This is a genomic window from Loktanella sp. PT4BL, assembly GCF_003201935.1.
GTDB lineage: Bacteria > Pseudomonadota > Alphaproteobacteria > Rhodobacterales > Rhodobacteraceae > Yoonia.
This window is the reverse complement of the sequence record NZ_QJJL01000002.1, coordinates 272,974-292,056: the sequence shown is the minus strand read 5'-3', so window position 1 is coordinate 292,056 and position 19,083 is coordinate 272,974. Positions and strand designations below refer to the sequence as shown.

Here is a 19,083-nt window from a genome sequence, read left to right as displayed (position 1 = left end):
TAGCAAGGACAACATGATGCGCGCGGCAGTGGTAAGAGACTTCAACGATGATCTCTCAATTGAAAAGGTAGATGATCCGGTATGCCCAGATAATGGTGTTGTGCTCGAGGTTGCTGCTTGCGGCGTCTGTCGCTCTGATTATCACGGGTGGACAGGTACGCACCCCAAGGTCCAGAACGGTTCAATCCTCGGGCACGAATACTGCGGGACAGTTGTCGAGGCAGGACCAAATGCACGGCATAAAATCGGCGACCGCCTGATCGCGCCCTTTATTCTTGGCTGCGGTAGCTGTGCTGCCTGCTATACTGGCGTGTCAAACACCTGCGCCCACCAAATTGTTCCCGGGTTTGGCACACCTGGCGCTTATGCCGAGTACGTAGCCGTACCGTTCGACCACAACCTCGTTCATCTTCCCGAGACAATATCACCCGCACTTGCGGCAGGTCTTGGCTGTCGCGTGACAACCGCATGGCACGCCCTCACGGATCGGGCAAATGTAAGGGCAGGAGAATGGGTGGCCATTCACGGAACAGGCGGGATCGGCCTTTCGGCATTGCTCTTGGCCAAGATGCTAGGGGCGCGGGTCGTGGTCGTCGATATTGTTGACGAAAAATTGGATCACGCCATGCAACATGGCGCGGACGCTACCGTGAATGCAGCGAAGGTTGATGCCGCGACGGCAATTCATGATATTACTGGTGGCGGCGCGCAGGTCTCACTGGAAGCGCTCGGGATCGCGGCGACCACGAACGCGTCAGTGGAATGTCTTGGCACCCTTGGGCGGCACGTTCAGATTGGCATGCCGTCTGGCAGCGGTTTTATGGAAGTGAACATGCGTGCCATCTATTCAAAGCAACTTGCGTTTTTCGGGACACGCGGGATGCCGTCTTGGAAATACCCGGATCTTTTGGGCATGATTGAGCGTGGGGATGTGGACATAAGCCCGATGGTTGCAAGAGAGATTTCTCTGTCCGGCGCGACCGATGAGTTGCGCTCAATGAAAGGTCCAACGTCTCCGGGAACTGCGGTCATTACGGATTTCCAGCACTAGATGTGACAGTCCAAAGGTTCCGGCGCAAAAGCCGGACACCGCTTGTAGGCTGTTGTTGCGCGACATTAGGTCAAATTGCTTGCGTGGAAATCGGGAAAATGGCCCTTTCGCCGCTATGGCGACTATTTGATATCGTCCTCGCCATCGAACACGGTCCGTAGAGCGGCGAGATAGGCAATTGTCGAGTCTGTTTCGGAGGCAAGTCCCATTGCGGCAGTGTCGGTTACCGAAAGTCGCCCATCTCTATCGCGTATCACCCAGCCTTTGTCTTGCAGAATGCCAACTTTTCGACGGACGGTCTCACGGGGAATTCCCGAAAACTCAGCAACTGACTGGATGTTGATTGGATATTGGCTGGAATAGCTACTGTCACTGCTGGTCATTTCCTCAGCCGACACCAACTGAGGCTTCCATATTTCCGGCCGAGTCCGGCCTCCGATCACGGCAAGCACTAGCATCAGGTCCAGATCACCATCGAAGCGCTCACGTAGCTGGATGAGCAGCTTGGTAAAGCCGGCAAGGTGCACAGGCCAAATCTTGTCGAAATTGTTTCGGATAAACTGACTATTGCCCAATTATTAATCGCCTCGTTTGTATATGCGCGCGGACGCCCATTTTGGGCGCGAACTCTGTTGCATGTCAAGCGGGGCCGCTTATCATTTGGAATATGCGGTGCTTCGGGGGGGGGGGGGACGGCAGACATGATGTTCTTTCGTAACATTGATGGCGGCTCAATATCATTTTGGGTTTCGGGACCGGTCGGGCGTTTGCGTGCCAGAAGCTCTCACAATTCCTCATCGGCAAATTTGACAGCGACATTGGCTGTTATGGCAACGCTCGCCGCGACTGCAACGCGAGCAGAAGACAGTGATCCCATGCTCTTGCACAGCGCCGACGGACTGGAAGTCCGCACTCATTTTCAGTTCGGACTGAATGCTGCGGTGGAAAAAGAGCTGTTTTGGGACCTTGCTGGCGTAACAGCGCCGACCGCCCCGTTTGAACCAAATACCGAATGGCTGGAGACCTATATCAAACCCGGCGTGAGTTTTGAATATGCGCTCGAGACAGGTGCAACGCTCTACGGAAAATTGTCAGCGGTTGCGTCATATACGCTGGGCACTGATGCGTTTGACACGGGCGATACAGGGGCCACAACGCTCGAAGAGGCCTATCTGGCCTTGCGTGGTGATCTGGCGAACGGGATGTCCTATGACGTTTCTTTGGGTCCGCGTGAATTGGTTTTGGGCACGGGAATGCTGGTTGCAAACGGCGCGACCAGCGGTTTCGAACGGGGGGCCCTGAAATTTGGCCCGCGCAAGGCTTGGGAAAGTGCGGCGATCGCGCGGCTGTCCCAAGGAAGCCTTACGGGAACGGCCTTTTATCTGGACCCCAACGAGATGCCGTCGAAAGACGCAAACAACGAGATCGCTGGTATTGATCTGCGATATGCAGGTCCACAGGGCGGATACCTCGGCGCGACGTTTGTCGAAGTACTGAATTCAGAGTCACCCTATCCGCAAGCAAACCCTGGCTCGGCCCCACCGAGTGTGATCGATGGCGCGCGCGAAGGCACGACTGCCTTAAATGTATATGGCAAGACAGATCCTTTTTCAGGTGTGTTGGAGAACTGGACATTTACCGGCGATATAGCCATCGAACGCAATGATGCAATTGATCTCGAAGCATGGGCGGGCCGCGTCACCGCGGGATATGCATGGCAAGAATTGCCGTGGTCGCCCTCACTGACCTACAGCTATCAGTCCTTCTCGGGTGATGATCCGGAGACACCAGAGCTTGAGCGGTTTGATCCATTGTTCTATCAGGGGAGCCCGAGTGCATGGGCTACGGGATCAAAGTCTGCATCCACGTTCATCAACTCCAACGTAAATGCGCACGCGCTCACGCTGCGGGTCCAGCCCAGTCCGATGGATACGCTGACACTTCGCTATGCCCATATTCGCGCCAATGAACTCAATAGCCCCGTCCAATTTGGTCAGGCAACCCGGGTTGATGAAACTGGGAGTGTCGTCGTTGGCGTCACAGACGCACACCTCGCGGATGATGTCTTCCTTGAATACAGCCGCATCATCAATCCCAATACTTTTCTAACGTCGGGAATTTCGGCCTCTTTCCCGGGCGAAGGCATTAAGAATGTGGCCGGCAATGACGCACCAACTTGGACAGGAGTATTCATCAATGTTGTCTTCAACTACTAAACTCATTGGATTGGCAGCGGGGGTAGCAATGGCCGCAATGTCTTCAACGGGTGCATTTGCGCAAAGCACACCCCTGAGTGCGCAAGAATCTGATCCAAACGTGATGGGCTGGATGCAAGGCTTCCCGCCGCCTGACGACAAGATGATTACGCAACCTGACAGTGTCTACTTCAGTTTCCCAAGGCTGCGCTGGTCGGTCTGCCACTTGCGCGAATTCCTGCCCTCTGAGGAAATCAGCCGCGGTATTGGCGCGCCTGTGCCGCTGACCTATCCGTCGCCATCCGATTTTGCCGATATGCGCGCGCAGATTGATGCGCTGACATTCACGCCGCAGAACAGCGACACCGAAATGACCTGGGAAGAGTCGCTCTACGCCAACTACACCGACGGTATGTTGATCCTGCACAAAGGTGAGGTCGTTTACGAGCGCTACTTCGGATGCCTCGAAGAGGACGGCAAGCACGCGATCATGTCGATGACCAAGTCATTTACCGGTCTTTTGGCTGAGATCATGGTAGTCGAAGGCACGCTTGATGACACCGCATTGGTCAGCGACGTCATTCCCGAGATTGGAGACAGTGCTTTTGCGTCGGCCACGGTCCGTCAGGTCATGGATATGACCACAGGCGTGAAATATTCCGAGAACTATTCCGATCCAAATGCTGATATCTGGGTCTATTCCGCCGCCGCTAGCCCGCTGCCCAAGCCAGCAGATTATGAAGGGCCCAATGGATATTGGGAATACCTGCAGCAGGTTGAACCCGAGGGAAACCATGGCGATGAGTTCCACTACAAGACAATCAATTCCGACATGCTGGGTTGGATCATCAGCCACGTGTCGGGAAAATCCGTGACCGAGCTTGCGTCTGAACGGCTGTGGCGCCGGATGGGTGTTGAACAGGACGCGTATCAGTTGGTCGACGGCAAGGGTGTACCCTTTGCTGGCGGCGGAATTTCCGCAGGTCTGCGGGATCTTGGCCGGCTGGGCCAGTTGATGCTGAATGAGGGTGAGCTGAACGGAGAGCGGCTGTTCCCTGCTGAAGTTGCGCAAAACATCAGCGCCGGTGGCGACCGCTCCAAGTTTGGCACAGGCTTCCCGACTTTTGGTGCGGGCAGCTATACCAGCCAGTGGTGGGTTTTTCATAATGACCATGGTGCCTATGCCGCACGCGGTGTGCACGGTCAGACGATCTATGTTGACCCGACTGCAGAGATGGTGCTGGTGCGTTTGTCCTCTTTCCCGCAAGCGCCGAATGGGCTGATCGACCCGACCTCGCTGCCGGCCTACCAAGCTGTCGCCGAATTCTTGATGTCGCAGGAGTAATGGCGCCAGTTGCCGAAAGTCATGGCAGCTTGTTAAACATTGCCAAAAAGCGCGCGGGCCCATTTCGCCTGCGCGCAGTTATCAGGCCAATCACCGTTTGGTGGCGTTTCAGCGTTGCGATCGCGCGAACAGCCCAAGCGACCAACGCAGATGTTCTTCATTGCAGGCATTTACCACCGCGCGCCACGACAACAGAAATGTCGTGCCGGCACGTCGCCGTGAACCGCCCGCCGGATGCGATCATGGATGAAACCGAACAGGGATCACCAGTTCCGCCGCAAGACATGGTGGCGTATCGTCACAAGACTTTCTGCCGCACACCATCCGGGCCGGAGGAGAGTGTCCCCAGACAGGGCCGCAGATTTATGTCGAGGAGGTGGAGATGACTGTAGATACTTCACAACAAGGATCAGGATTGCAGCGATTGGACAAAGCGGCATTCGGCCTCATCTACGGCGCGATCATGGTTCTGAGTATCCTGTTGGCGGCCGGTGATCATCCAGATACGCCGATAAAGACAGCAGTCGTCCTTTTTGGGTCTGTTCTGGCAATCACGCTGGCAAAAGCCTTTGCCGAACTGATGGCACATGCGCTTCAAACCAAAGAGCGCGTAACGCGAATTGCGTGGCATGCAGCTTGGCATCATAGCAGTCCCACGCTGGCGGTAGCGAATGTGCCTACGTTGTTCTTTCTTGCGGCTTCTGTGGGGTGGCTGAGTGTGCAGACTGCTGTCTTCCTGTCACAAGGCCTTTGCGTGGCGCTGCTGATGATCCTTGGATTGCGGGTTGGCTGGGTCATCGACGGACGCGTCATGCCAGCGGTTCTGGGTGGCGTCTTTGCAGGGTCGGCGGGCTTGGCTCTCGCTGTTCTGAAATTGGCAATCCATTGAAGTCGTTGCGCTCATTCCTCTATGCGGCAATGGCGCTACAACTGATCGCATGCACCTATGTGCCGTTTGATGTGCAGCGCGAAGTTTCTAGCGCAATCTCGCCCGAAGGCACGCGTGCGGCCCTCACAGCCACGCGATTGACGGGTGGTGGTGAGGAGGATGTCATTCTTGCGCCGCTGGCCGATGGAAACGACGCACTTGGCGCGCGGCTTGGCATGATAGAAACTGCCGAACGCTCGATAGATATCAAGACTTTCCTGATCAAGCCTGACATCGCAGGCACATTGGTCTGGCTTAAACTCTATGAGGCAGCAGAGCGTGGCGTGCGTATTCGGCTGCTTTATGATGATGTCTTTACCAGCGCCAGAGACGAGCAGATCGCAACGCTTGACGCGCATCCCAATGTTGAAATCCGCGTCTTCAATCCCTTGTCGCGGAACAGCGTTTTAGCAGTGAACTTTCTGCTGGATTTCGGACGCGTGAACCGGCGGATGCACAACAAGGCATTTATCACTGACGGGTCATTCGCGATTATTGGCGGCCGGAACTACGCGGACGAATATTTCCAGATTGGCATAGATCACGAATTCGCGGATTTTGATCTTTTCGTGGCAGGGGAACCCGTGCACGAACTCTCTTCCGCCTTTGATCTCTATTGGAACGATCCGTGGTCTGTGTCGCTGTCGTCGTTCGCATCGTCAAACGATTTCCCAGCGGCGCAAGCTCTGCAGGCCTTTAGGGAAAGGGCAGACACGGACGAAGCCAAGATCTACCAACGCGCAATCGCATCTGGCTATCTTGCGGATCTAAGGGCGGGACGCGTGCCACTTTTTGAAGGCAGGGCGCGCGTTGTCGTCGATGATCCGGACAAACTGCGCGCACCTCCCGGGGTTGGTCCCTTTGCGGTTGGCAACGCCCTCTTGCAAACCATCAATCTGGCGCAGCACGATGTTCTTGTGATGACACCCTATTTCGTACCCGAGGAATACGGCGCGTTGTTTTTTGAAGACCTTGTGACGCGTGGGGTTCGTGTGCGTATTGCGACGAATTCGCTTGCCTCAACCAATCATGCCTATGTTCACGGCGCATATGCGCGGTACCGTGACAGGTTGTCGGCGGCAGGCGTTGAATTTATCGAGGCCCGCGCCGATGCTGCAATTCTGACCGGCTCTGCCGATGCGCCGCTTACCATGCACACCAAGCTTGTGATCGTGGATGACCGGTATCTTTTTGTCGGGTCGCCGAACTTTGATCCCAGATCTATCCGCCAGAATGCCGAGGTCGGAATGGTGATCGACAGCCCTGATCTGGCCTTGAGTATCCGTGAACGGGTTGACGAGATCGCCAAGGACTATGCCTTTCGCTATGAGACAGATTCAAACGGCGCCGCGATCTGGCGGTATGACGGAACACGACAGCAAGAGGTCTTCACACGTGAGCCTTTGGCAAGCTTTTGGCAAACATTGATAGCGACCGTCGCGGGCCTCTTGCCGATTGAAAGCCAACTTTGACGATCACGCGGAGATGGACGATTTCGGAGTGTATTGCACCCAAGGATAAGTACCAACCGCAACCAGCTCTGAACCTTTAGCAGCGCGCCAATCAAACAACGCGGCACCAATGTGAAGCGATACATCGTTGCCCGCTTCGCCCAGGCCTGACGGGTTGTTTACGCCAAGTTACCTCTCAGGGACCGCGGGATTGGAGGAATGATACGTGGTCTGTGCGCATACTGGTGTCGTTAAAGATGTTCATTTGCAGTACAGTAGGCCAATATTCCCGTAACGCTGGCATATCTATGGGGAGATCGTCACTATGAACCTCGTTGCGCGGGCGATCGGCCCCTTTTCAATTCCGTGTTTCTTGATCGGCGTTTTGTTTTTTGCGGCCTCCCTGACACCATCGCTCATTCCGCGGAATCCTGAAGTGCAGGGCATTTTGGGCGGACTGGTTACTGCCTTGGGCTATCTATTGGGGCAATTCATTGCACTCGTGTGGCGCGCCTTGGACATGCCGGGATTGCCGAAGCGTCTGGCGCGGGGCGTGACCTTGCTTGCCGCAGTTTTGATTGTCGTTTTCTTCCTGTGGGTGCTCAGTTCAAGCCTGACTTGGCAAAACGACCTGCGCGATAAAATGGGAATGGCACCCGCTGATGCGCTGAATCTCGTCAGAATTCTTGCTTTTGCGGCGCTGACGTTCGCCTTGGTCTTTGCCATAGGACGGATCGTTGCATCCTTCTTCCGGCTTGTGCGCGCACGGCTCTATCGCGTGATGCCGCCACGGCGGGCCAATGTGGTCGGGTTGATCGTGGTTGCTTTTGTCTTGGTCGTGGTCACGCGGGACGGGATTCTTGATCGTGTGATTGCAGGACTTGATATCAGCTATGAGACAGCACAAGCCCTGTTTGAAGACGCACCTCCCGCGCCAACCGACGCATGGAAAACCGGTAGCGATGCCTCGCTGATCGAATGGTCGGAGATCGGTTCGCCGGGGCGCGACTTCATCACCTCCGGACCGGACGCAGATGCGATTTCGGCGTTTACAGGGCGACCAGCGCTTGACCCGATCCGTGTTTATGTCGGCCGGGCGAACGGCGAAACACCTCTGGAGCGTGCCGAGCTTGCACTTGCAGAACTCAAGCGGCAAGGCGCTTTTGAACGAAGTGTTCTGATTATTGCGAGCCCTACAGGCACCGGTTGGATGGACCCCGGCTCGCACGATCCTGTTGAATATATGCATAATGGCGACATCGCCACGGTTGCAGCACAGTATTCATACCTTCAATCGCCACTGGCACTGGTTCTTGAAACCAATACCGGCCTGGAACAAGCGACCGCCTTGCAGGATGTGGTTCATGGGTATTGGAAGACCCTGCCGAAGAACTCACGTCCCCGTATCTATGCGCACGGACTCAGCCTTGGCGCATGGTCGTCCATGCATGCAACGAACCTGTTCCGCTTGCTGGATGACCCAATCGACGGAGCCTTCTGGGCAGGGCCGCCATTCCCCTCAAATTTCTGGAACTACGTACAGAACCAACGCGCCACTGGAAGCCCGTGGGTTTTGCCCAAGATCGGCGATGGATCATTGATACGCTATGCATCGCATACGGCGGATGCATCTGAAGCGGTGGCAGGGTGGGGGGAGATGCGCATTGTCTTCCTGCAGTACTCCAGTGATCCGGTGGTCTTCTACGATCCTGCTTCACTCTGGCGTGCGCCACCTTGGATGCGCGATCCGCCAGCCGAAGATATGTCCGAGCATTTCATCTTTATGCCCGTCGTTTCGCAGTTTCAGCTTGCGCTTGATATGGCCTTGTCGTTCGGGTCACCCCCGGGACACGGGCACGCCTATTACGCGCAGGACTACATTGCCCCGTGGATACAGGTGACAAACCCAGAGGGATGGACCGATAGCGATACCAGACGGCTGAAAGCGCATTGCGACCTTGGATTTCAGTCCGGATGCTCGAATGATCTTCGTTAGTGGCGTTTCAAAGCAATTGTCCGGCCAAAAACGCAAACTACTCCGGCCGCTGCGTGAAGTGCATTATGGCGGTGCCACCTGCATCCATAAACACGAGCCCTGTCCGGTATCGCACATAGCTGGCCACGCGCGGTAAAGCCTCCAAGACACTTCTTTCAAGCGTCTCAACCGCGTCGGGGCAAGCCATCATCGTTCCTGCAAAATTTGCCGGAAATGAAATCTCGCGATCAAGTCGCAGTAATCGCCCCACGAAACGATTGCAGCCACCGAAAAGAGCAAAGTTCATTTCATCGTCAATGATAAGGGTTGCAGGGTCTTCGTTCGACCACGGTTCACCTGCAACTTCGGTGACCGCCCATTCAACCCCTGAGATACGCTGCCGGGTAGGAGAGGCTGCTTCAGCTTCATCAACCGCGAAGAGGATCATTTCCAACGGTGCGTCCTGGGAAGCCGACAAAGGATCATATCTTTCAGTGCTCCGGAAAATCTGGACATCGCCAGACCAGATTGATGCTGCCAAGGAATACACGCCCTGCGGGTCAATTAGGTCCGCATCATAGTGCAGCATCACTTGCATAGGTACGCCAGTCATCCGGTATCGCTGCGATGCAAGCGTTTTCCCTGCTGCATCAGCGCGTGAAACATCAAACAATTCTAAATGAAGCTCAGCAAGAGGGGGAAGCGCGATGCGCTCCCGATATGAGACTTCGACTTCAATGGTCGTCTGGGCATATGCGAAGTTTATCGGCATGAAGAAACAAAAGAAAAAAGTGAGGCTCTGAATGACTCGCCGCATATCCACTCTCCTGTGCTTTTAGGGCACTCGTCGTTGACCGCCAGAACCAGATTTTCCTGCCCAGTGACTTGGACGAAGAAACGCGTGTGGCGGGAACTGAGTATGTCGAAAGTGTAACTCCATAGACAAACAGTGCAAGTGCGGGCTTTTTCGACCAAGAACTCTTTCTCGCCTGATCCACAAAGACTGATTTGCCAACCAGGTTGTTGCGTCGAGTCTGGGTCATGGCTTCAAGACAGGGTAGCGAACCGGACCGTCGTCCCATTGAGCAGGAATCGAACCCTCAGAAATGTTGCAAAACTAACATCTGGTCTGCTTTCAGGAAGCTGCGGTGCAGCGTTGAAGGCATAGGAAATGCTGCTAAGGGCCGAAGTGACCGAATGGTGGCCCAAATCGCGCCTCTTCAAAGCCCCCTTCCTGCGCATTGCCACCGTTCGAGCTGAATGCATTATCTGCCGAACTGGCCTCAAGCAGCCGTCGTAATGACCGTCGCGCATGCGTATGCGTTCATCATCGTTATTCGAACTGATAGGTCAGTCTGACCCCCACGGTCTCTAACCCTGGGTTCACCTCGGACAGATTGGCGTTCGAGCGGTGGTCTAGAAAGACCGAGAGACTGCCGACGTCACCGAATTTGACACCAGCGCCAACCGATCCGCGCCACTGGAGCGGAAAGCCAAGGTCGGGGCCGTCACTTTGCAGGTATATTCCGGGCATCACGGAGGCCTCGATATAGATCGGGCTGTCGCTGATGCGTTCGCTGGACCATTTGGCACCGGCACCGAACCACAGATCATTGTCACTGGTGAGGCTGGCACCCACCGTCGGTTGGACCGCGCCAATGCGCTTGGGAAGATCGTAGCTGACGAAGACCTCGTCGCCGATCACCTCTTCCTGAAAGTACGTATCGCCATATTGCACATGGATGCGGGCGCGTGCCTCGCTTTGCTGAAAGCAATCGGTCTGGCAGTCGTTCAGGTAGGTATCGGTTGCGCTTACGATGATAAAAATCCAGGCAAACGTACTATCAGCCATTTGGGTCCTCACTGTCGGGTGCGATCAGGCCGAGCCCGCGCAGGTAGATGCCGATGCCCGTTTCAAGCAGGTCTTCGGGGGGAAAGGGGCTCTTGGTGCCGGGGCTGGCACGCGCAAAAAGCTCGACCACGCCATGTGACAGGGCCCAGATATGGGCGCTGAACATCTGGGGCGGCGGGCGCTTTTCGGCCGGAATATGTTCTGACAATTGTTCTGCCGCTTTTTCCAGAACGCCCATCGCGCGGGCGGCGACGGCATGCAGTTCGGATGAGCGGTTTGTCGAGATGCCGCTCTCGAACATCGCGATGTAGTGGCCGGGATATTTGCGCGCAAAGGCCAGATAGGCCCGTCCTGTGGCTTCGAAAGCTTTGAGTGCCGAAGGCTGGCCATCGCCATAGGCGTATTCCATCAGATCGCCGAACATCTCGTAGCCTTGCAGCGCTGCCGCCGCGATCAGATCCTCGCGGCCCTCAAAATGGCGGTAGACGGCGGCAGGGGTCACACCGGCCTCGCGCGCGGCCTCGGACAGGGTAAACCCCGTCGGGCCGCGCTTTTCGATCAGCGTCAGACAGCCGTCGATCAGCGCTTCGCGCAGATTGCCATGATGATACCCGCGTTTAGCCATGCCAGAGGTCAGGCCCCCCCAGGATCTTGTCATCTGTGGGGGTGACGGCAGTTTCATCCTTCATCGGGTAATCAAGCTGGCCCAAGAGATGCCGGATCACCTGCACGCGTGCGCGGCGCTTGTCGTCTGAGCGGACAATCGTCCAGGGAGCGTAGTCCGTGTGGGTCCGCTCAAGCGTCTCCGCGATCGCATCTGTGTAGGCGTCCCATTTGCTCAGGCCCTCGACGTCGATCCAGCTGAGCTTCCATTGCTTCAGCGGGTCTTTTTCGCGGTCGAGAAAGCGTTTGAGCTGTGTGGCACGCCCGACATTAAGCCAGATTTTGACCAGTGTGATCCCTTCATGGACCAGCATGTCTTCGAACTCGGGGACCTGCGCAAACCAGCGTTCACGTTGTTCCGGCGTGCAAAAGCCGAAAACATGCTCGACCACGCCGCGATTGTACCAGCTGCGGTCAAAGATCGTGATTTCACCTTTCGCGGGCAGATGGGCAATGTAGCGCTGGAAATACCATTGCGCGGCTTCCACGTCAGTTGGCTTGGAGAGTGCGACCAGTTTGGCGCCACGCGGATTAAGGTTCTCGCGCAAGCGTTTGATTGTGCCACCTTTTCCGGCTGCGTCACGCCCTTCGAAAACCACTGCGATCCGGCGTCCCGTTTCGCGCGCCCATGCCTGCATCCGGACCAGTTCGATCTGCAGGGCTGCCAGTTCGGCCTCGTATTCGCTGCGCTTCCAGCGGTCCTGATAGGGAAAGGCAGGGTTGATGATGTCATCCTTGTCGGCGGCTACAACCGCGTCACGCACGTCCGCAGGAGCATCTTCAGTAAAATAGCGGCTGATCCCGCCATCAAAAGGTAAATCCATGAAAACTCTCCCGAACCTCGCACGCCATATATGGGGGTTTGTGTCCAGAAGCGCAATTCGGCTTTCTGCGCATAGGGCCGGCTAGGGCTGGATACCCGCGCGCAGTGCTGCGCGGTCAATCGCGCTGATCGCGGCAAGCGGGTCTGCGTGATGGGGCATATGGCCAACGCCGGGCAGGCGGGTTGTGTTCACTTGTGGCACGATTTTCGCGATCTCTTCGGCGTGAATGTGGATCGGCACGGTTGTGTCTTCCTCGCCGTGCAGAATCTCAATCGGCAGCGTGAGCTCCGGATACCGCTGGGAGAGTTGCACCACATGCGGGCGCGATGTGTTCACCTGCCGCGTATTGGCGCGCATGCTGGATGGCCGCAGCGTCAGCCCAGCGCCGATGTAGTCGGCATAGCCTGCAGGCGCGCTTTGTGGGGCAAAGGTCGCTTCAATGCTGCTATCCACCACCGAAGGCGGCACAAAGGCCGAGATTGCCGGGATTGTGATGACACCGCCAAAGGCGCTGCCATTGACGGTATAGTATCTGTCCAACCCGCCTGGCCACGGCATGGTCACGCCGGCAAAGGACACAATTGCCGACGCATTCGCTGGGCTATCTTGATCCAAACCAGCAACGGCCCAGGCATAGGACACGATCCCGCCAAAGCTGTGCCCTGCCACAATCGGATCTGTGATCCCGAGTTTTTCGGCGGCTTCACGCAGCATGGCCGCTTGCGCCTGCGGGCTGTCGCCCTCGGTCGCGGTCAGGCCGGTGGCAATGCCGGGCACCCTGTCGGTATACCCCAACCCCGGGCGATCAAAGGCTGTGACCGTATAACGGTCGGTCAGCCGGTTCATCAGATCAAACGTCCATTCGCGCAGGTTACCACCCGCACCATGCAACAGCACCAAGTGCGGTCCGCTGCCGTCCTGGACGTAATGCACCTGTCCGCCGGTGACATCGACGAACTGACCCAGCGGCGGGTATTGCGTGGTTGCCTGCGCGGCGCGGTATTGCGAGATCACGGCGGTTGCGAGCGCTGTTACACCGAGAATGACGGAAAGGGTTTTAACTGCCAATTTTATCCAACTCAAAATGGGTGGTCTGGTAAATTTCGTTTATCCAGTTTCCATATAGGAGATGCGCGTGACTTCTCCACCTATTTTGAGGTTGTTTCGTAGGGTCATCACCCGGATAGTAATTCATAGGCACATTGATCGGCGTGCCATTGCTGATATCGCGGTCATATTCCTGCTTAAGCGTGCCGCTATCATATTCAAAATGATTGAAAATATAGAGCGCGCGATGTGCCGGGTCCTCGACAAGGGCAGGACCCGCGTCATCGCTGGTAATCAGCGTCTTCAGGCCGCCCGCGGCATCAATTTCATCCTGACGCATCTCTGTCCAGCGGCTGACAGGGATCACGCAATCATCCGAGAACCCGCGCAAATAGGGTGAGGCAGGATCGGTGACATGGTGACGAAAACAGCCAAAGGCTTTGTGATCCAAGAGATGTTTCTGCACACCGTGGAAATAATTGATCATCGCCATCCCGCCCCAGCAAACGCCAAAGGTGGAATGCACATTGCTCTGGGTCCAGTCGAAGACCTCCGTCAGTTCATCCCAATAGGTCACATCATGGAACGGCAAATGCTCGATCGGGGCGCCTGTGATGATCAGCCCGTCGAATTTCTCGTCCTTCACCTCTGAAAACGGGCGATAGAATTCTTCCATATGCTCGGCGGCGGTATTCTTGGTCTGGTGCTCGGACATCCGCACAAGCGACAATTCAATCTGCAAAGGTGTTGCCCCGATCAGGCGCGCGAACTGGTTCTCGGTCTGGATCTTTTTGGGCATCAGGTTCAGCAATGCAATCCGCAGCGGGCGGATGTCCTGACGGGAGGCAGTGTCTTCATCAAGCACCATAACGCCTTCGTTCGACAGAACGTTATAGGCGGGCAGGGCACTGGGCAGTTTAATAGGCATTGTTCACATCCAAGATAAGACGGCAGAGATAGGCGGCTTAGCCGCGCATCTCAAGGGCGTCAGCGATCATGCTGACAAAGCCCTCCGTATCCTTGACCTTCTCAACGGCATGTTGCGGGACGGTGATGCCCCATTTGTCCGCCATCGCCTGATAGCGCGGCTGGCGGTGCGCCAGCGCCTTGGCAAAGGCCCAACGGATGAAATCATCGGGATTCACCTTGTCAGGGGCCACGTTGAACTCATCCAGATAGGCATTCCATGTCTCCAACAGGAAGGCCGGATCATAGGACATCGGCTTGGGTTCGCGATCAAAGCGCCGGATCAGTTCGGCGGTATGCTCGTCAGTGCCTTTGATCCAGACCATCAGGGTCTTGGCGGCCAGATCGGTCATGATCGGATCATCAGGGTCATTCACATCGACCCATTCACAGATGGATCCGCCCGTGTCACAGACAAAATGCGGATACTGGTAAAGCCTGCTGGAGCGTTCGATGAAATGCCCCGTGTCATGCAGTGCCGCGATTTCGGCCTGCTGGAACTGGTCCTGACGGCGGGTGTATTCATCCCACGGCAGCCCACCCAGGGCAGGATCACCCGGTTTGCCCAGATAGGACGACATCGGGCGCAGATCGTTGAACGAGATATTCGAGCCGATATAGATGCTGTCCGAGCGCAGGAGATCGCGCAGGAAGGGCACCTTCATGGCTTCGCGCTTGGCGTTATCCGCAATCAGCTCACCCATATAGCGGGTCCCGATCCGGTAATCGATCGAGTAGTGAAACCAGTCACCTGTGCTGCGCAGCATGTTCGACAGATAGGTCTTGCCCAGACCGGACATGGCAAACAGCAGAACACGTTTTTGGGGGGCGTTACGCCACTGGGATGCGGATGTGTAAATCATGGCGCTTTGGGTAACGGTGTAGACAAAAATCCGCCAGTGATTTTTTCATTGGCATCTTTTTATCCACGGTTGGTGACTTCATCACTGATCCGGGCCGATAAGCGCGGTAGTCAGGCCCCCGACGGTTTTCAAACACAGGATCAACCCCATGGCATATACAGAGAAATTTCAGGCAATGGCTGATGCGGCTCGCGCGCAGGTCGAAGAAGTCAAACCCGAAGATGTGGATGCGCTGATTGCGGCGGGTGCGGTGGCGCTCGATATCCGGGACAAGGAAGAGCATGACGCCTATCATATCCCGGGTTCGATCAATATCAGCCGCGGGAAGCTCGAGATGAATGTCGAAGGCGAAATCAGTGACCTCGACACCACCATCCTGTGCTATTGCAACGCCTACAACCGTGGTGCGCTCTCGGCGGCAACGCTGAAAAACATGGGCTATCGCAACGCCAAGTTCATCGCAGGCGGCTTGGGCGCTTACCGCAAGCTTTAGACCTATCAGGTTCGGGCGGACCATTTGGTCCGCCCAAAGCCGTTACGCCAGAACGCCGGGCCAGTTGGCATCCGCCGCCGCGATATGGCCGGGAATATCGCGTTCCCAACGGCGGCGCACGCTGGTTGAGAAATTCAGGTAAAGCTTGTCGTCCACGATCGACCATGCCTCGGGCACGGTGGGTGCGGTGTAGCCCTGGCTGACCGCATAGGCGCAATAACCGCCGTATTGCGGCGCATAACGGGCAGGATCAGCGGCAAATGCATCGCGGTTCTCGGCTGATGCGAAGAGCCATGTCGCACCCATATAATCAAACGTGATCTCGGGATTGCCCGCAACGGGGGCGCCTTGGGTGAAGTACCCGACAACATCAGAGCCATCCACGGCAATGCCGTTCTCGGCATAAACCTCGGGCGTGGCCGCCATGACGCGGGGTGCAAAGGCGGCGAAAGCGGGTGCAGCGATGGCTGCGGTCAGAAGGTGGCGTCGTGTGATGGTCATGTCAGGGCTCCTTGTGCGGGTGTCGCTTATCTGGTCCCTAATTGGGGCAAGTCAGCGCACAAAAAGCCAGAGGGCACACAGACATGTGACCTTTCGTTGCATGCCGCTGCTCTGCAGTCTGAGCGTTAGCCAACGCTGCTAACGAATGGCACTGCGTTACGCTGATGTCGTCTAATCAACTGATCAATGCGTTTGCCACGCTCAATCTGGCGGGCCGGTTCTGGTATTTCTTGCAAGATGTTCGGAAAGATCGCCAACAACTCGTCAAGTGCTTCATCAGGCAGCGCCTCAATGGCATGAGGGCCAGTCAACAGCGTTTCGCTTGGCGTACCCTCGGCATAGATTATGTCATGATGATCGGTCATCATATGATAATAATTAACGGGCTCTGCCGTTTCTTCCACATAGACCCCGGCAAGATCTGTCAGCCGAATGGCTGGTACCAGAATTTCGGCACTGCCAAACATCCGCTCACAAACGCGCGACGACACCAGCATACGGTGCTGTCGTGACACCAGTAGGTCGCGTGCCGGGGTGTTTGGACCAAGTGCCCCCGCGACAAACCGCACTGGAGCCAGCTTGCCTGTCCCGATCACTTGGCTCATGCCAATCCAGCGGATGGGCTGCAGACCGCGATCACGGGTTTCTACCAGATCGCCAACAACAAGCCTATCGATAGGGCACTCTCCAGTTTCCGTCATGATCATGGTGCCTGCGACATAGCAAGTTACGAAATTCCATGCCTGCCGGTCTGCTCCCATACCGGAATAGGTGTCCTGAAACAGCGAATCCAGGGTCAGCGAGCGTATCGCCGCCGCTTCCAACGCCGTTTGGTCAATGTTTGGTGAGAACTCGGGAGCGAGATAGGTGTTTCCGGCGGTATCTTGGAAGAGAACCGCTGTAATCGTTTCCGTTGTTCCATCTATATACGTGATCGTCGCGTTATAGACGACTGAAGAGTCAAATGTCTGCTCAGGCCCACCATCAATGGTGAATGTCTCGGCCGGATTATTGTCTTGATCATATGCGTTTGGCGTTCCGCCACCGAAACCGGTGCTGCCGGGCGCAAAAGTGACTGCTGAATTCAAAAGTGCGTCACCCACACCACCGAATGTTAGTCCAACAAGAGCGTCTGCATTTTCGGCAGTCGTGTTACCTTCAATTGTGTCGATATCAGCAAGGTTGCCCAAGCTGAAAACCGTGAAAGTGATTGGCATATCAAGTCCTTCGCTGCTTAAAGGCGCCGGATTTCATGACGGCGACAGCATTACCCTTATTGCGGGAGATTGGATTTTTCTACCGTTTTTTTGTTAGTCAAGAATGCAGCTACGCGCCGCGCCAGATCCAGCCGCCACCCAGCACGCGTGTGCTGTCGGGGTCATAAAACACGCAGGCCTGCCCGGGCGAGACGCCTTGTTCGGCGACCAGCAGTTCCACCTCGGCTTCCGTCTCGGAGATCGGGCGCAATACAGCGTCCGTCGGTGGACGGGTGGAGCGCACGCGCACCGCAATCTGCCGTTCGCCCATATCCATCAGGTTCCCGCCACCGATCCAGTTGATCTCACGGATCGGCACGCGGCGGGTGGCCAGCAGGTCCTTGGGCCCGACGACAACCTGCTTTTTGTCGACATCCAGTTTGACCACATAAAGCGGATCGGCCAACCCGCCGATACCCAGACCACGCCGCTGGCCGATGGTGTAGTGGATCACGCCCTTATGGGTGCCCAGTACATTGCCTTCAGTATCCACAATTTCACCGGGGGCCGCGGCACCGGGGCGCAGCTTCTCGATCACCGCAGCATAGTCGCCATTCGGCACAAAGCAGATATCCTGACTGTCGGGTTTATCCGCGACACTCAGCCCGTATTTGCCCGCCAGCGCGCGTGTTTCTTCCTTGGACGCATGATGGCCCAGCGGGAAGCGCAAGTAGTCCAGCTGTTCCTGCGTCGTCGAGAACAGAAAATAGCTCTGGTCCTTGGTGGGATCGGCGGCGGCATGAAGCTCGGCCCCCTCGGCGCCTATTTTGCGCTGGATATAATGGCCGGTCGCCATGCAATCGGCGTCAAGGTCCTTGGCGGTTTCCAGCAGGTCCTTGAATTTCACACGTTCATTACAGCGGATGCAGGGCACAGGGGTGGCACCGCCCAGATAGCTGTCGGCGAACTCATCCATCACGGCTTCGCGGAAGGTGTTCTCGTAATCCAGCACGTAATGCGGGAAACCCATTTCTTCGGCCACACGGCGCGCGTCATGGATATCACGGCCCGCGCAGCAGGCACCCTTTTTGGCCAAAGCCGCGCCATGGTCATAAAGTTGAAGGGTCACACCCACCACATCATAGCCCTCTTCGGCCAGTTTGGCGGCCACGACAGAACTGTCCACGCCGCCGGACATGGCAACGACGACGCGCGTCTGTGCGGGCGGCTTGGCAAAGCCGAGCGAATTAAGCGGCGAATCAAGTGACATGTGGTGTTGCGGAGCCCTCTTTTACATGGATAAATATAGGAAAATGCGATGCAGTCTCAAGGCCTCCCTATACCACTCATTAAACCCTTCACCTGATATTTACCCCCGGAGTGACACAAAGGGGTGCAAATATGTACATTCGTAAAATCGAAGGACCAAGATCGGTGACCTTGCCTGATGGAACAGTGATGACGCGGGCGGACCTGCCCAGTCATAAAACAAGGCGCTGGGTTGCGTCACGCAAGGCCGCGGTGGTGCGGGCTGTGGGTGCGGGGCTGATCACACGCAAAGAAGCATTGGAAACCTACGCGCTTTCAGAAGACGAGTTTTCTGAGTGGGAGACAGCCGTGGACCAGCACGGCGAGGCGGCGTTGAAGGCCACGGCGTTACAGCGCTATGGACAACTATAGGTTGTTTTTGGTAAAGGTACGGTGGGGGTAACGGCTAATTAACCTTTATTGGT

Annotated in this window: 19 protein-coding genes; 8 read left to right on the top strand and 11 right to left on the bottom strand. The window is 56.3% G+C overall.

The window, feature by feature from the left end:
- Window positions 1–16: 16 nt before the first annotated feature.
- Window positions 17–1,051, top strand: coding sequence for a zinc-dependent alcohol dehydrogenase family protein (locus C7964_RS06340; RefSeq protein WP_110278838.1), 1,035 nt, complete (start codon window positions 17–19; stop codon window positions 1,049–1,051).
- A 122-nt stretch (window positions 1,052–1,173) separates the two neighbouring features.
- Here the strand turns inward: C7964_RS06340 and C7964_RS06335 are convergent, their stop codons facing one another.
- Window positions 1,174–1,626: a helix-turn-helix domain-containing protein gene (locus C7964_RS06335; protein WP_146214827.1), complete on the bottom strand. Its 453-nt coding sequence runs from the start codon at window positions 1,624–1,626 to the stop codon at window positions 1,174–1,176.
- Between the two features lie 252 nt (window positions 1,627–1,878).
- On the opposite strand from C7964_RS06335, the gene C7964_RS06330 reads away from it, so the two are divergent.
- The 5 genes from C7964_RS06330 to C7964_RS06310 all read left to right on the top strand — a co-directional run bounded on the left by C7964_RS06330 (window position 1,879) and on the right by C7964_RS06310 (window position 8,966).
- Window positions 1,879–3,267 carry an alginate export family protein gene (locus tag C7964_RS06330; protein ID WP_286163810.1) on the top strand — a complete coding sequence of 463 codons (1,389 nt, stop codon included), beginning with the start codon at window positions 1,879–1,881 and terminating at the stop codon, window positions 3,265–3,267.
- Between the two features lie 28 nt (window positions 3,268–3,295).
- Window positions 3,296–4,591: a serine hydrolase domain-containing protein gene (locus tag C7964_RS06325; protein WP_286163809.1), complete on the top strand. Its 1,296-nt coding sequence runs from the start codon at window positions 3,296–3,298 to the stop codon at window positions 4,589–4,591.
- Window positions 4,592–4,973: 382 nt separating this feature from the next.
- Complete coding sequence (locus tag C7964_RS06320; protein WP_110278834.1) at window positions 4,974–5,480, top strand: hypothetical protein; 507 nt, start codon at window positions 4,974–4,976, stop codon at window positions 5,478–5,480.
- The gene (locus C7964_RS06315; protein ID WP_110278833.1) at window positions 5,477–6,991 is read left to right on the top strand and encodes a phospholipase D family protein; all 1,515 of its coding nucleotides are present in this window, start codon (window positions 5,477–5,479) and stop codon (window positions 6,989–6,991) included. The genes C7964_RS06320 and C7964_RS06315 overlap by 4 nt, the downstream gene beginning before the upstream one ends.
- Before the next feature lie 304 nt (window positions 6,992–7,295).
- A complete protein-coding gene (locus C7964_RS06310; protein WP_110278832.1) occupies window positions 7,296–8,966 on the top strand; it encodes an alpha/beta hydrolase in 1,671 nt (556 codons plus the stop codon).
- A gap of 37 nt (window positions 8,967–9,003) precedes the next feature.
- Here C7964_RS06310 and C7964_RS06305 read toward each other — a convergent pair whose 3' ends face one another.
- From C7964_RS06305 to C7964_RS06275, 7 genes are all read right to left on the bottom strand, one after another.
- Window positions 9,004–9,762, bottom strand: a complete 759-nt coding sequence (locus C7964_RS06305; RefSeq protein ID WP_110278831.1) for a YbaY family lipoprotein — start codon at window positions 9,760–9,762, stop codon at window positions 9,004–9,006.
- Window positions 9,763–10,278: 516 nt separating this feature from the next.
- Window positions 10,279–10,797 (bottom strand): acyloxyacyl hydrolase, encoded by a 519-nt coding sequence (locus tag C7964_RS06300; protein WP_110278830.1) that lies wholly within the window; start codon window positions 10,795–10,797, stop codon window positions 10,279–10,281.
- Window positions 10,790–11,422 carry a TetR/AcrR family transcriptional regulator gene (locus C7964_RS06295; protein WP_110278829.1) on the bottom strand — a complete coding sequence of 211 codons (633 nt, stop codon included), beginning with the start codon at window positions 11,420–11,422 and terminating at the stop codon, window positions 10,790–10,792. Before C7964_RS06295 ends, C7964_RS06300 begins: the two co-directional genes overlap by 8 nt.
- Complete coding sequence (gene ppk2 / locus C7964_RS06290; RefSeq protein WP_110278828.1) at window positions 11,415–12,284, bottom strand: polyphosphate kinase 2; 870 nt, start codon at window positions 12,282–12,284, stop codon at window positions 11,415–11,417. The genes C7964_RS06295 and ppk2 overlap by 8 nt, the downstream gene beginning before the upstream one ends.
- Window positions 12,285–12,365: 81 nt before the next feature.
- Window positions 12,366–13,352, bottom strand: coding sequence for an alpha/beta fold hydrolase (locus C7964_RS06285; protein WP_110278827.1), 987 nt, complete (start codon window positions 13,350–13,352; stop codon window positions 12,366–12,368).
- Entirely contained in the window at window positions 13,342–14,259 is a 918-nt protein-coding gene (gene metA / locus C7964_RS06280) for a homoserine O-acetyltransferase MetA (RefSeq protein WP_110278826.1), read from the bottom strand. Before metA ends, C7964_RS06285 begins: the two co-directional genes overlap by 11 nt.
- Window positions 14,260–14,296: 37 nt before the next feature.
- The gene (locus C7964_RS06275; RefSeq protein WP_110278825.1) at window positions 14,297–15,160 is read right to left on the bottom strand and encodes an ATPase; all 864 of its coding nucleotides are present in this window, start codon (window positions 15,158–15,160) and stop codon (window positions 14,297–14,299) included.
- A 148-nt stretch (window positions 15,161–15,308) separates the two neighbouring features.
- Between C7964_RS06275 and C7964_RS06270 the strand changes: the two genes are divergently transcribed.
- Window positions 15,309–15,653, top strand: coding sequence for a rhodanese-like domain-containing protein (locus C7964_RS06270; protein WP_110278824.1), 345 nt, complete (start codon window positions 15,309–15,311; stop codon window positions 15,651–15,653).
- Between the two features lie 42 nt (window positions 15,654–15,695).
- On the opposite strand, the gene C7964_RS06265 is transcribed toward C7964_RS06270, so the two are convergent.
- The 3 genes from C7964_RS06265 to mnmA all read right to left on the bottom strand — a co-directional run bounded on the left by C7964_RS06265 (window position 15,696) and on the right by mnmA (window position 18,620).
- Window positions 15,696–16,154 (bottom strand): YHS domain-containing (seleno)protein, encoded by a 459-nt coding sequence (locus C7964_RS06265; RefSeq protein ID WP_110278823.1) that lies wholly within the window; start codon window positions 16,152–16,154, stop codon window positions 15,696–15,698.
- Window positions 16,155–16,279: 125 nt separating this feature from the next.
- On the bottom strand, window positions 16,280–17,344 hold the full coding sequence (locus C7964_RS06260; protein ID WP_286163806.1) for a Hint domain-containing protein: 1,065 nt from the start codon (window positions 17,342–17,344) through the stop codon (window positions 16,280–16,282).
- 136 nt (window positions 17,345–17,480) lie between these two features.
- Entirely contained in the window at window positions 17,481–18,620 is a 1,140-nt protein-coding gene (gene mnmA / locus C7964_RS06255; protein WP_110278821.1) for a tRNA 2-thiouridine(34) synthase MnmA, read from the bottom strand.
- Window positions 18,621–18,751: 131 nt separating this feature from the next.
- Here mnmA and sciP point away from each other — a divergent pair, with 131 nt between their 5' ends.
- On the top strand, window positions 18,752–19,030 hold the full coding sequence (gene sciP / locus C7964_RS06250; protein WP_110278820.1) for a CtrA inhibitor SciP: 279 nt from the start codon (window positions 18,752–18,754) through the stop codon (window positions 19,028–19,030).
- Window positions 19,031–19,083: the final 53 nt, after the last annotated feature.